Annotated in this window: 13 protein-coding genes; 8 read left to right on the top strand and 5 right to left on the bottom strand. The window is 60.1% G+C overall.

Features of this window, described 5'->3' with window-relative positions:
- Positions 1-48 precede the first annotated feature (48 nt).
- The 3 genes from CCGE531_RS22620 to CCGE531_RS22610 are packed head-to-tail and all read right to left on the bottom strand — an operon-like array spanning position 49 to position 3,208.
- Positions 49-1,308: a sugar ABC transporter substrate-binding protein gene (locus CCGE531_RS22620; protein ID WP_120667976.1), complete on the bottom strand. Its 1,260-nt coding sequence runs from the start codon at positions 1,306-1,308 to the stop codon at positions 49-51.
- Between the two features lie 41 nt (positions 1,309-1,349).
- Positions 1,350-2,516, bottom strand: a complete 1,167-nt coding sequence (locus CCGE531_RS22615; RefSeq protein WP_120667974.1) for a PLP-dependent transferase — start codon at positions 2,514-2,516, stop codon at positions 1,350-1,352.
- Entirely contained in the window at positions 2,513-3,208 is a 696-nt protein-coding gene (locus tag CCGE531_RS22610; protein WP_120667972.1) for a FadR/GntR family transcriptional regulator, read from the bottom strand. The genes CCGE531_RS22615 and CCGE531_RS22610 overlap by 4 nt, the downstream gene beginning before the upstream one ends.
- 195 nt (positions 3,209-3,403) lie before the next feature.
- On the opposite strand from CCGE531_RS22610, the gene CCGE531_RS34865 reads away from it, so the two are divergent.
- Entirely contained in the window at positions 3,404-3,658 is a 255-nt protein-coding gene (locus CCGE531_RS34865; protein WP_120667970.1) for a hypothetical protein, read from the top strand.
- 279 nt (positions 3,659-3,937) lie between these two features.
- Positions 3,938-4,243, top strand: coding sequence for a hypothetical protein (locus CCGE531_RS34365; protein WP_162943961.1), 306 nt, complete (start codon positions 3,938-3,940; stop codon positions 4,241-4,243).
- A 29-nt stretch (positions 4,244-4,272) separates the two neighbouring features.
- Here CCGE531_RS34365 and CCGE531_RS22600 read toward each other — a convergent pair whose 3' ends face one another.
- Both CCGE531_RS22600 and CCGE531_RS22595 read right to left on the bottom strand, forming a co-directional pair.
- Positions 4,273-5,499 (bottom strand): amidohydrolase family protein, encoded by a 1,227-nt coding sequence (locus CCGE531_RS22600; RefSeq protein WP_120667969.1) that lies wholly within the window; start codon positions 5,497-5,499, stop codon positions 4,273-4,275.
- A gap of 94 nt (positions 5,500-5,593) precedes the next feature.
- Positions 5,594-6,280, bottom strand: a complete 687-nt coding sequence (locus CCGE531_RS22595; protein ID WP_120667967.1) for a GntR family transcriptional regulator — start codon at positions 6,278-6,280, stop codon at positions 5,594-5,596.
- Positions 6,281-6,575: 295 nt separating this feature from the next.
- Between CCGE531_RS22595 and CCGE531_RS22590 the strand changes: the two genes are divergently transcribed.
- From CCGE531_RS22590 to CCGE531_RS22565, 6 genes are all read left to right on the top strand, one after another.
- Positions 6,576-7,664 (top strand): ABC transporter ATP-binding protein, encoded by a 1,089-nt coding sequence (locus tag CCGE531_RS22590; RefSeq protein ID WP_120667965.1) that lies wholly within the window; start codon positions 6,576-6,578, stop codon positions 7,662-7,664.
- A 31-nt stretch (positions 7,665-7,695) separates the two neighbouring features.
- Positions 7,696-8,994 carry a PotD/PotF family extracellular solute-binding protein gene (locus CCGE531_RS22585; RefSeq protein WP_120667964.1) on the top strand — a complete coding sequence of 433 codons (1,299 nt, stop codon included), beginning with the start codon at positions 7,696-7,698 and terminating at the stop codon, positions 8,992-8,994.
- Between the two features lie 70 nt (positions 8,995-9,064).
- Positions 9,065-9,976 (top strand): ABC transporter permease, encoded by a 912-nt coding sequence (locus CCGE531_RS22580; RefSeq protein ID WP_120667962.1) that lies wholly within the window; start codon positions 9,065-9,067, stop codon positions 9,974-9,976.
- A 1-nt stretch (position 9,977) separates the two neighbouring features.
- On the top strand, positions 9,978-10,799 hold the full coding sequence (locus CCGE531_RS22575; RefSeq protein ID WP_120667960.1) for an ABC transporter permease: 822 nt from the start codon (positions 9,978-9,980) through the stop codon (positions 10,797-10,799).
- A 4-nt stretch (positions 10,800-10,803) separates the two neighbouring features.
- A complete protein-coding gene (locus CCGE531_RS22570) occupies positions 10,804-11,547 on the top strand; it encodes an aspartate/glutamate racemase family protein (RefSeq protein ID WP_120667958.1) in 744 nt (247 codons plus the stop codon).
- Between the two features lie 96 nt (positions 11,548-11,643).
- The gene (locus CCGE531_RS22565; protein WP_120667956.1) at positions 11,644-12,933 is read left to right on the top strand and encodes a DUF763 domain-containing protein; all 1,290 of its coding nucleotides are present in this window, start codon (positions 11,644-11,646) and stop codon (positions 12,931-12,933) included.

Raw genomic sequence — 12,933 nt, 5'->3', positions numbered from 1 at the left:
CAATTGGGCAGGAGAGGCGGCGGATCGCTCCGCCGCCGGGTACGCGGATTATTTCTTGGCAAGGAATTTCTGCTGGGCCTTGGTCAGGTAGTCGGCCCACTGGGCGGCGAGGTCCTTCGCCGAGATATCGCCAAGCAGCGCCTGCTGCGAGGTCTTGATGGCGAGCGAATCCTTGAAGAATGCAAATTCTTCAAGATAGGTCGGCATCACTGTGGGAACGGTGTCCTTGTCGGCGAGTTCCTGGAACCAGCCCTTGAACTGATCGCCGGCATAGAAGGAGTCCTTTTCCGCGGCCGTGTAGGCCGGGAGCGCACCGATCTTCTTGTTCCATTCCAGATTGCCTTCCTTGCCTTCAAGGGTCGCGATCAGCTTCCAGGACAGGTCCTTGTTCTGGCTGCTGGCAAACATCGACCAGCCGGCATAACCGATGGTCGGGAAAGATTTGCCATCGGGACCCTTCGGCAGCGGCGCCACGCCGAAATCATCCTTTTTCATGCGCTCGGCGACAGCGATCAGGGCATCCGGGTCCTGGTCGAGGAAGGCGCAGGTGCCGGAATAGAAGCCGGCGACGACTTCGTTGAAGCCCCAGTTGACGCTGTCCTTCGGCGCATAGCCCTTCTTGTAGAGATCGACCATCCACTCGATGCCCTTGGCCCAGCCGGGGCTGCTCATCGTCGAGGTGCCGTCATCCTTGAAGTATTTGTTGTCGCCGGCCATGGAGGCGGCGAAGATCATCCAGCCATTGAGGCCACCCGGACCGCCGCGCATGCAGTAGCCGTATTTGCCCGGCAGTTTTGAGACGGCCTCGGATGCCTTGACGAACTCGTCCATCGTCTTCGGCGGCTCGGCGATACCGGCATCCTTCAGGATCTTCTTGTTGTAGAACATGGCGCGCAGATAGAAGCCGTAGGGCAGCATATAGGCGGTGTTCTTCACATCGCGGCCGAGTTGAAGCGCGCGCGGCGTCAGTTCACTCGTATGCTCCCACTTGGCCAGATAGGGTTCCAGGCTTTCGAGCATGCCGTTATTGCCGTAGAGCGACAGCCAGGTGTCCGGCATTTCCATCACATCGGGCGTGTCGCCGGCCGAGACCATGGTGGCGAATTTCTGGAAGGCTTCGTTCCAGGGCAGGGAGATGATGTCGACCTTGGTGCCGGGATTTGCGGCCTCGAACTTGGCGACGATCGATTTGAGCGTCTCGGTGCGTTCGGGGCTGGTGATCACTTCGACGAGCTTCAGCGTCGTGTCGGCAAAGGCGGTGCCCGCCATCATGGCGGTGAAGAGTGCTGCTGTTATCAGTCTTTTCATGTTGGTTCCCCTTTTTAGGTTTTCCTCTCAGATTGACGACTTTACGAGGCGGCGGCGATCGCCTCCTCGAGCTCTTTCCATAGAGCCTCGGTTCCTTCGAGGCCGATATGGAGACGTACGGAGCGCGGATTGATGCCGAAGGTATGCGCCGAATTCGGCTGGGCCTTCTGCTGCAGCACGACTTCGCCCGGCACGATCAGGCTCTCGTGCCCGCCCCAGCTCACACCCAGCTTGAAGAGCGTGAGGTGATCCGCGAAGGCGCGGATATCGACGCCCTCGCGGAAGATGAAAGAAAACAGGCCCGAGGTGCCGTTCAGGCCGGCCGGCAGTCGGTTCGCGAGGCCCGGATGGCAGACCTGCTCGACGACATCGAGCTCCTGCAGCCGCTTGGCGATCGTCATCGCCGCAGCCTCATGCGCCTTCATGCGGATCGGCAGTGTTCGCAGACCGCGGATCAAAAGCCATGCGTCGAAGGGAGAAAGCTTGCCGCCGAGATAGGGATAGGCTTCGGCCTTCAGCCGCGCGATCATTTCCGTCGAACCGGCAACGACGCCGGCGACGACGTCGCTATGGCCGCCGAGATATTTGGAGGCGGAATGGATGACGAGATCGACGCCGAGCTTCAGCGGCTGCTGGAAGTAGGGCGTGGCCCAGCTGTTGTCGATCATCGAGACGACGCCATGCTGCTTGGCAAGGGCCGCCAGCGCGCCGACATCATGCGCTTCCATGACCCAGCTGGTCGGGCTTTCCATGTAGAAGACCTTGGCGCCGGGAAGCGCCTTGGCGACAGCTTCCTCATCGCGGCCGTCGACATAGGTCACCTCGACCTTCATGCGCTTCAGGACCGTGCCGAAAAGGCGGAAGGCATCGGGATAGACATGCTTGACCGCAACGATCCGGTCTCCCGGCTCGACGAAGCTCAGCACGGCCGACGAGATCGCGGCCATGCCGCTCGCAAATCCGAGCGCATCCTCGCCGCCCTCGAGCTTTGCCAGCATCTCCTCGAACATGCGCACGGTCGGGTTGAGGCCGCGCGTATAGATCGGCCGCACCTTTTCGCCGCGATAGGAGGCGATCATCTCGTCGTAGCTTGAGAAGGTGAACAGCGACGTCTGGAAGATCGGCGGCACCACGGCCTCGGCGAAATTGCCGTCGTCATGGGCTGTGATAAGGGACGCAAGTTCGAACGGCTCTAGCCCGTCAGTCATTTGGACATTTCCTTGATGTCTTCCTCGACAACGTCGAGAATCTTCAGTGTTTCGGCGCGCGCCGCCTCGGGATCCTGGTCGACGATCGCGTTGAACAGCGTGCGATGATAAGGGAAGGACCGGCGGGCAAAATCCTGCCGATCAAAGGGATGATCCCAGAAGCGTTCGAAGGTTTCGCGCATCTGTTCGAGAAGCTGCCGGAACAGCGGATTGTGCGTGGCGTCGTAGACCGCCAGATGGAAGGCAAGATCCTCAGGCCCGGACGTGCCCTTGGCCATGTGGACGCGCTCCATCTCGTTGAGCTTCTCTTCGATGATGACGATATCCTCGTCCGTGCGCTTCCTTGCCGCCACCATGCCGGCCTCGCATTCGATGCCGCGGCGGACCTCCAGCGTCTGCAGCAGCGCATCGCGCAGATGCGGCGGATCGAGGGAAAGCGGCATATGGATGGTCGCCTTGGAAACCGGCTTCAGTAGATACGTGCCGCTGCCCTTGCGGGTCTCCATGACGCCGAGTGCCTGGAAGTAGGTGATCACCTCGCGGATGGTCGAACGCCCCACGGAAAGTGCTGCCATCAGTTCGCGCTCGGTCGGCAGCCTGTCGCCCGCCCGCAGCTTCGACGACTCGATGAAGGTCGACAGCGCGTCGATCACTTGCTGCGTCCGGTCGATGGAGGGAAGAGGTGTCAGCATGGGTTTGGTCATGATCGATAAATTGGTCTGACATCTGCCATCAGGTCAATCTCTTTTTCAAACGGCTCGCTTTTTTTCCGCGCCTTCAATTTCGAAGAGAAGGACATCGAGCTGTGAGACAGAGCGTCCACGGCCTTCAAGTGCATCGACGGCGCTGCTAAAAGGGTGCGAATGTGAGTCCCGGATTGGAAGAAAATGGCCGCGCGAGATCGATATTCACGGAAGCTGGAATGCGCGAAATGCGCTCATGCCGCGTTTGCCGAGGTTTCCGAAACCGATGACCGCCGAGCTGCCAGCCGGGATTTCAAAGTAGATGACATGCCTCGCGGCTTTTCCACCGAACGTCCATCGCCCGACCCGCGCAAGCATATGATGCGCTGCCGTTGCGGCTCTGTATTTCCTTTCGAGCAGGACACGGCCTATGCACCGGGCGGCGAGCCGCGCCGCTGAACAAAAATGCGAGCAGAAAAGAAAAAAGCCTCGCACGAGCGAGGCTAAGCTTGTGCCGCTCCGGGGAAAATCGGAAGCGACGCGGCGTTCTTAATAGCCACCCTCACTCTCGGCTAGGTCAGTTTTGCCGATAACGGTACGCTTGCGTAAAAAAGCTCTTCATTCGTGAAACCCACTCGGGAGATGGCGGAAAATATCGGCAAGCATTCCCTTTAATTGCTTTGAAGGAAACGCCGCCGATCTTAAGAAGAGGGCACTTGCCGGTAACGAGAGATACAGGTGAAAACCATTTTACCGTGCAACATTGTTCAGCTACCGTTCATTTTCGCACGCGCAAAAAGGCAGTCGCCGCAACGCCTTGCGGTTGTCGAGGCTCGGCTTCCGATTGGCTTTCGGGCTTGGACGCCGGGCCTCGTAGATACTGAAAAGAGCTTGGATATAGGCATGCGGCTGCTTCGCGTTTTTCTCGACTGGATCCTGCGCCGCCGCCAAACGCGGCTGCAACCGGACGTGAATCAACATTCCGCCGATGATCCGTGGGTTCTTCAGCAGATCGAAAAATTCGAGCGTGAGCTGAAGCGATAGACGCATCGCGACGCGATCGGCTTCATCTGCTAGTTTTCGGGTGACAGCAGGCGCGCCCGCGGGCGCATGAAAGTCTGCCTGCCGTTTTTCCAGCCGGCGATCGGCTGCCGGATCTCGCGAACCAGAGACAGCGGATCGGCAGCATCCGCCACGACGATATCCGCCTGCGCGCCCGGCTTGAGATCATAGTCGCGTCGCATCATTCGCGCGGCATTGGCGGTGACCATGTCGAATGCCGCAGCGATGTCTTCGTTCCGCGACAGCTGGGCTGTATTGGCGAAGAAATTCGCCATGCGGGCGAGGGAGGCATCGCCAAAGGGGGTGAATGGGTTGAGGACATTGTTTGTCGCGACCGTCACGTTGACCCCATTGGCCGTTAGCAGCATCGCCGGAGCAAGGCCGCGCGGGATGAGATGATCTCTGTCCCGGCCAAGCAGGAAGAGATCGGTTGCCGGCAGAACGGTTACCGCGATCCCAGCATCGGCAAGACGCGCGGCAATCTCGCCGGCTTCGGACGCCGGCATGGCCGCAAGCTTGGTGGCATGGCCGATCGAGACACGGCCGCCATAGCCCCGCCGCTTCGTTTCCGCCAGCACGGCGGGGATTGCGGAGCCGGATGGATTGAGATCGAAATCGAGATGGAAATCGACATCGACGTCATGGCGTTCCGCCAGATCGAAAATCCGGCCGATATGGCGCCGAGGATCGGGATCGGTATAGGGGCAGCCGCCGACCAAATCCGCCCCGTCGCGAAGCGCGTGATCCAGCATAGCCTCTGTCTCGGTCTCGTTGGTCAGCCCTTCCTGGGCGAAGGCGCAGATCTGGATATCGATCGCCCAGGCATAGCTGCGCTTGATCTGCTTGATTGCTTCGAAGGATCGAAACCCGGCGCGTGGATCGATCTCGACGAAGGTCCGCATTGCCGTGGTGCCGTTGACGATCGCATTCTCGACCACGCGGGCGGTGCGCGCGTAGACATCCTCGACCGTGAAGGCGGCTTTTGCCTTGGCCGTCTCGCGCACGGCCTCTTCCAGCGTGCCTTCGCATATGAAGCAGCGGTCGAGAATGCAGGCCTTGTCGAGATGGATGTGGCTGTCGACAAAGCCGCCGAAGGCAAAGCAACCGCACATATCGTGACGCGGCGCATCCGCAGTCAAATCATGCTCGATCGCGGCAATCCTGCCATCCTTGAGACCGACATCGAAGCAACCCTCCCGCCTGGCGATGCGGACATTCGAAATCACCAGATCGAGCATGAAGCTGCCTCGCTCATTGGAGGGTGGGTCAGCGGTCCGGTCTTGCGGATCAATTCCGCAAGATAGGGTCGGAACTGTCCGTGAGACGGCCGTCTCACCGCTCGAACGCTTCCTTCAGACCAAAGCTCTTGCGCTCGCGCAGATCGAGATCGGCCTCGATATGCGCGATGTGATGAAGCATCAGGTGGCAGGCCGTATCCACATCCTTCTGCTCCAGAGCAGTGATGATGTCGCCGTGCTCGGAATGGCCGCAGCTGGAGGCGCTCGATTGCCCGTAGAGCGCGATCACCAATGACGAGCGGGCGACAAGCTCCTCCATGAAGCGCTGCATGATAAGGTTGCCGGAAATGGCCGCCACCATCAGATGGAAATCGCCCGAAGCCTTGATTTCGGCGCGGCGGGCGGACTGGCCGCGCTCGCCCATCAGGCGGCCTTCTTCCAACAGACGCTGTCTCAGCTGCCTGAGCTGAACCGGGGTGATCCGCTCGGCTGCCGATTTCAATATGCCAGGCTCCACCAGGCGGCGCGCGGCGAAGATCTGCCTGGCTTCCTCGGGTGATGGATAGGCGACGAAAGCGCCTCTGTTCTTTTCGACGCTGACGAGCCCCTCATAGGAAAGCGCCTGCAAGGCGGCGCGCGCCAGAGTCCGACTGACATTGAACAGGCCGCCGACATCGCTCTCGGACAGCTTCGTACCGGGTGCAAGCCTGCGTTCGACGATCGCGTCGCGAATGGCGTCACGGATCTGCTGTGCGCCTGTATCCGTGGAATCGATGGGCATCAGAAGCCCGTCTGCTGAAGAATTCATGATCGCTTACCTGGATGGTCGACGAAAATGATAGCCCGGTTTCACGCGGAAGTTAAATGAAATCTTATGCAAAGACGGCGCTAAATTGTATACAATAATTTGCACAAATCGAGCACAATAGCCTATTTGATGGGCAGATATCCGACTGCCTTCCAAACGGCAAAGTTTCTTCTACTCTGAAATAATGCAAACATCCCAGCAGCTTAGTGCGCTGCAGCGAAACTGGCATGATTGATGCAACGTCTTTCTCAAACCAAAGGGGAAGATGATGTCGAAAGCGGCAGAGATCGATATAGTGTTCGTTTCGAAGGTCTATGGGGCGACCACGGCTGTTCATGCCATCAGTCTGAAAATACCGGCCGGCTCCTATTGCTGTTTCCTTGGTCCGTCCGGCTGCGGCAAGACCTCGACCCTGCGCATGATCGCGGGCCACGAAGGCATTTCCTCCGGGGATATTCGCCTTGGAAATACCGTCGTGACGGACTTCCCGCCGGCCAAGCGCGGCACGGCGATGATGTTCCAGTCCTACGCGCTGTTTCCCCATCTCGACCTCATCGACAATGTCGCCTTCAGCCTGAAGATGAAGGGTGTCGCAAAGGATGAGCGCCGGGCCAAGGCGCTCGAAATGCTGAAGCTCATGCAGATGGAGGCCTATGCGACCCGCCGCCCGGCGCAGCTTTCAGGCGGTCAGCAGCAGCGCGTCGCGCTGGCACGCGCCCTGATCACCGATCCGGAAGCGCTGCTGCTCGACGAGCCGCTGTCGGCGCTCGATCCATTCCTGAAGATCCGCATGCGCGCCGAGCTGAAAAAGCTGCAAAAAACATTGGGCATCACCTTCGTCCATGTCACGCACAGCCAGGAAGAAGCGATGGCGCTCGCCGATATCATGGTCATCATGAATGACGGACGGATCGAGCAGGCCGCCTCGCCACGGGAAATTTTCGAGCATCCTGCAACTGCCTTCGTCGCCCGCTTCATGGGCGACCACAACGTCCTGTCGGGCCGGGTAACGTCGAGCGAAGACGGCCGCGTCACCATGACCGTGCCCGAAGGGCAGGGCTTTTCCGTAAGAGGGACAGGACGCCGGACCGGCGAAGCTGCGGATATCGCCATTCGCACCGATCGTATCAGGCTTTCGCAGTCTGACGCTAAAGGCCTCGGCTTCAACGGTGTGGTCTCCAATATCGAATACCGCGGTGCGACGCTGAAGATCACCGTCATCGGCGCGGGAAGCGACGATTTCACCGTGATCGCAAGCAACGACGATGACGCCACCAAATCCATGACGGTCGGCGATGCCGTCTCATTGAGCTGGGCTGAGGAGGACGCGATCCTTCTCGGCCGTATGTCCGCATGAAAATCCGAAGCATCAAAAAAGGGGAACTGACATGACGACTGAAACCAAGACGACCAAGACCACGAAAGGCATTTCCCGCCGCTCGCTGCTGAAGACCGGCGCTGCCGCTCTCGGTGCCATGGCCGGCTCCGGCGCGATCACCGGCTTTCCGACCATCTGGGCGCAATCGAATATCACGCTGCGCCAGTTCGGCACCGGCGTTTCGAACATCAATGCCATTGCGGAGAAGTGTAAGGCCGATCTCGGCATTACGCTTGAGATGACCGCGACCGATTCCGATGCGGCCGCACAGCGCGCCGTGACGCAGCCGAACAGCTACGACATCGCCGACGTCGAATACTGGATCGCCAAGAAGGTGTTTCCGACCGGCGTGCTGCAGCCGATGGACGTCAAGAAGCTGAAATATTACGACAAGATCGTGCCGCTCTTCATCAACGGCAAACTGAAGCCGGACAGCGTCATTGCCCAGGGCACGGCACCGCACACGGTGGGCTTCGTCGAGGCGCAAGGTTCCAAGAAGTTCGCCAAGGAACCGACGCAGTGGATGACGATGGTTCCGACCATTTACAACGCCGATACGCTCGGCATTCGTCCCGATCTCACCGGCCGCGCAATCACCAGCTGGGCCGATATTCTCGATCCGGCCTTCAAGGGCAAGACCGCGATCCTCAATATCCCGTCGATCGGCATCATGGACGCCGCGATGATCATGGAAGCCTCCGGCAAGATCAAATATGCCGACAAGGGCAACATGACGAAGGCTGAAATCGACAAGACCATCGAGTTCCTGATCAAGACCAAGGGCGACGGCCAGTTCCGCGCCTTCTGGAAGTCCTTCGACGAAAGCGTCAACCTGATGGCATCGGGCGAAGTCGTCATTCAGTCCATGTGGTCGCCCGCTGTTGCCGCCGTCCGCTCGAAGGGCATCGCCTGCACCTTCCAACCGCTCAAGGAAGGTTATCGCGCCTGGGGCGGCGGCCTCGGCCTCGCCTCGCATCTGAAGGGTGCCCAGCTCGACGCTGCCTATGAATACATCAACTGGTATACCTCCGGCTGGGTCGGTGGTTACCTTAACCGCCAGGGCTACTATTCCGCCTGCATGGAAACCGCGAAGGGCTTCATGTCGGCCGACGAATGGGGCTACTGGATCGAGGGCAAGCCGGCGCAGGGCGATATCCTTTCTCCGGAAGGCAAGGTCATGGAGAAGGCCGGCGCCGTTCGCGACGGCGGTTCCTTCGAAGCCCGCATGGGTGCGGTCGCCTGCTGGAACTCCGTCATGGACGAGGACCGCTACATGGTTCGCCGCTGGAACGAGTTCATCGCTGCCTAAGCTGCATATCCGTCATCGCCTCTCCCCGTCCGAAGCGGGGAGAGGATTCTATCAATGGAAAGGCCGAACCATGGCGACAATTGCTTCCTCGGATGCGGAGCAGGAAACTCGGAAAGCCGGACGCGGATTTGCCGTGCCGGCCTGGGCCGTCGCCTATCTGCAGGCAACGCCGCTGTTTCTCATCCTCGGCTTCTTCTTCCTGTTGCCGATCGCGATGATCGGGGTCGTCAGTTTCTGGGATTATGATTTCGCCGGCCTCTATCCGGCGTTCCTGACCACGAATTACACCGATACGCTCGGCTCGTGGGTTACATGGAAAACCTACCTCAACACATTGAAATTCACTGCCATTGTCTGGGCGCTGACCCTGTTCATCGGCTTCTGGGTCGCCTATTTCCTGGCCTTCCATATCCGCCGCACCTCGACGCAGATGATCCTTTTTCTCGTCTGCACCGTGCCGTTCATGACCTCCAACATCATTCGCATGATCTCGTGGATCCCGGTGCTCGGGCGCAACGGGCTGGTCAATTCGACATTGGTCGAGATGGGCCTCATTCCAAAGCCGATCGAATGGCTGCTCTATTCCGATTTCGCCGTCGTGCTCGCGATGGTGCACCTCTACACGCTGTTCATGGTGACGCCGATCTTCAATACGCTGATGCGCATCGACCGCTCGCTGGTCGAGGCCGCGCGTGACGCTGGCGCCAGCGGCTGGCAGGTGCTGTGGAATGTGGTGATCCCGCTTGCCAAGCCCGGCATGGCGATCGGCAGCATCTTCGTCGTCACGCTCGTCATGGCGGATTTTTCCACCGTCCAGGTGATGTCCGGCGGCCAGAGCGCCTCCATCGCCTTGATGATGAAGAACCAGATGTCGCTGCTGCAATATCCGGCGGCAGCCGCCAATGCGGTCGTGTTGCTGATCGTCGTGCTGCTGATGGTCGCCGCCATTCTGCGCATCGTCGATATCCGCAAGGAGCTTTGAGATGAACCGCGAAAAGCGCAGCCTGGAATTTTACGTTCTGGCGATCTTCTTCACCATTTTCGTGTTGTTTCTCTACGGTCCGCTATCGGCGGTCGTCATCCTGTCCTTCCAGGGGCCGGACGGCGGCCTGACATTCCCATTGAACGGCGTATCGCTGCATTGGTTCGCCAATCTTTTCGAGAAGCAGGCGGTCGGCGATTTCGGAGCCTCGTTCCAGCGGTCGCTGATGCTCGGCGTGATGGTCATGATCGTGACCGTCGTCGTGTCGCTGCTGGCGGGTCTTGCCTTTCGCCGCCGCTTTCGCGGCTCGACATTTCTGTTCTATGCGACGGTTGCCAGCCTCGTCGTACCATCGATCATCATTTCGCTCGGGATCGGTGTCGTCTTCCAGCAGGGCGGTCTCGCACCCGCCTGGTATTCCTCGGCCTTCGGCGCGCAGCTGACCTGGACCTTGCCATTCGGCGTGCTGATCATGTTCGCGGTGTTCAACCGGTTTTCGCCGGCTTACGAGGAAGCCGCCCGCGATCTCGGTGCCACCTCCTGGCAGACCTTTCGTCACGTCGTGCTGCCGATGATCGCGCCAAGCCTCGTTGGCGTCGGCCTGTTCGGCTTCACGCTGTCCTATGACGAATTCGCCCGCACCCTGATGACATCGGGCACCTACAATACGCTGCCGCTCGAAATCTACGGGATGACGACGAATGTCACGACGCCCGTGCTCTATGCGCTCGGAACGGTGACGACGCTCTTTTCCTTCACCATCATCCTGCTGGCGCTTGCAGTCATGTCCATGCTCGGCCGCCGCCAAGCCAAGAAAAGTTGAAATCATGCGCCTGCTGCTCATCAATCCGAATACGACCGCTTCCATGACGGAGAAGGCGGCGATCGCCGCACGCGCCGTGGCAAGCGCCGGCACTGAGATCATTGCCGCCACCTCACAGATGGGGCCGGCTTCGATCGAGGGCTATTACGATGGAGCGATAGCCGTACCGGGCATGCTTCGCGAACTGAAGGAGAGGCAGGCAGCAGGCTACGATGCGGCGATCATCTGCTGCTTCGACGACACCGGCCTGGAAGCCGCCCGCGCGTTCTGTGACGTTCCAGTCGTCGGACTCTGCGAATCCGCTGTCGCGACGGCCGGTTTTCTGGCGCAGCGCTTCAGCGTAGTGACGACGCTTGAGCGCTCCCGCATCCTCATCGACAACCTCGTCCAGCGTTATGGCATGGGCGGTCGGGCGAAGGTTCGAGCTTCGGACATCCCCGTTCTCGAGCTCGAGAATTCGTCCTCCGGCGCGGGCGGAAAGCTGCGGGCGGAAATCGAGCGCGCGCTTGCCGAAGACGGCGCGGAGGCCATCGTGCTCGGCTGTGCCGGCATGACGGATCTCGCAAGGGAACTGCAATCGATCTACGGCGTCCCGGTCGTGGATGGTGTCGCCGCGGCGGTCAAGCAGGCCGAGGTGCTGGTGTCTTTGGGCCTGTCCACGAGCAAGCGCAGTTCCTATGCTTCGCCGCTGCCCAAGCCTTTTGCGGGGGCGATGCAGGATTTTGCGCCCACGCCGGTACCTGCGTGACGTCATCGCGATTCAATATTGCACGCTCCGCCTTGCGGATGGCGCATCTCGGCTGCGCGGACTACAATGCCTCCGTAAAAAACGAGAGTCGTGGATTTGGCCCAGAGAGCTGGTAAGGCTGACCTTCCCCTGCATGGCGGCCGTGTGCCGCGCTGGCTTGGAGATCGGATGACGCGCCTGGGCGCAGTCATCACCGAGGCGGTCGTGCAGCATTATGGGCGCGACGAACTCTTTCGGCGTCTCGCCAATCCTTTCTGGTTCCAGTCCTTCGGGGCGGTCATGGGTATGGATTGGCATTCCTCGGGGATCACGACAAGCGTTCTCGGCGCCCTGAAGCGCGGCCTGACGCCGCTTTCCGGCGAGCTCGGCATCCATGTCTGCGGCGGCCGCGGGGCGCAATCGCGCAAAACACCGGGCGAATTGCTTGATATCGGCGATCGCGTCGGCATCGACGGCGCGTCGCTCGCCACCAAGAGCCGGCTGATCGCGAAAGTGGATAGCGCGGCCGTGCAGGATGGTTTCGATCTCTACCTGCATGGCTTCATCGTCGCGGATGACGGCAAGTGGGTCGTCATCCAGCAGGGCATGAATGGCGAGCGGCGGCAGGCGCGACGCTATCACTGGTTATCCGAAGGTCTTACGAGCTTTCTGGATTCGCCCCACGCCGCCATCGAGGGGCGCGAGCAGGGCGAGATCATCAATCTCGCCGATCGGCGTGCGGAGCGCTCCCGTAGCGAACAGCTCGATTTGCTCGCCTCGATCGGACCGGATGGAATCATTCGTGAATTCAATGCGCTGGAGAAGCAAGCTGAAGTAAATAATAAGGTCGAGCTTCAGCCGACCTTGCCCTATCTCATCATGCCGGCCCATCATGACGTGCGAGAGGAAGATGTGAACATGCGCCGGCTGCATGGAAATCTCGCCGCCGCGGCCGACCGTGGCCCGGTCGATTACCAGGAATTACTGCTGACACCCGGCGTCGGCGCCAGAACGGTCAAGGCTTTGGCCATGGTCGCCGAAGTTGTGCATGGCGCGCCATGCCGTTTTTCCGATCCGGCGCGTTTTTCTCTCGCGCATGGCGGCAAGGACCGGCATCCTTTTCCGGTGCCGCTGAAAGTCTATGACGAGACGATCAGCGTGATGAAATCAGCGGTCAGGAAGGGTCGCCTTGGTCGCGATGAAGAATTGTCGGCCTTGAAGCGCCTGGACGATCAGTCGAGGATGCTGGAGCGCTACGTCACAGGCCCCGATCTCAAGGAGATCGTTGCCGGCGAGTTCGACCGCTCCTTTTCCTATGGTGGCCGCAGCGTTTTCGGCTGGGAGCCTCCCTCCGGGCCCGATGGCGATCACATCGAAGCAGACCAATTCCGTTCCCGGAAAAGCTGA

This window comes from Rhizobium sp. CCGE531 (genome assembly GCF_003627795.1).
Lineage (GTDB): Bacteria > Pseudomonadota > Alphaproteobacteria > Rhizobiales > Rhizobiaceae > Rhizobium.
The sequence above is the reverse complement of the archived record's forward strand: the minus strand, read 5'-3'. Positions and strand labels throughout refer to the sequence as shown.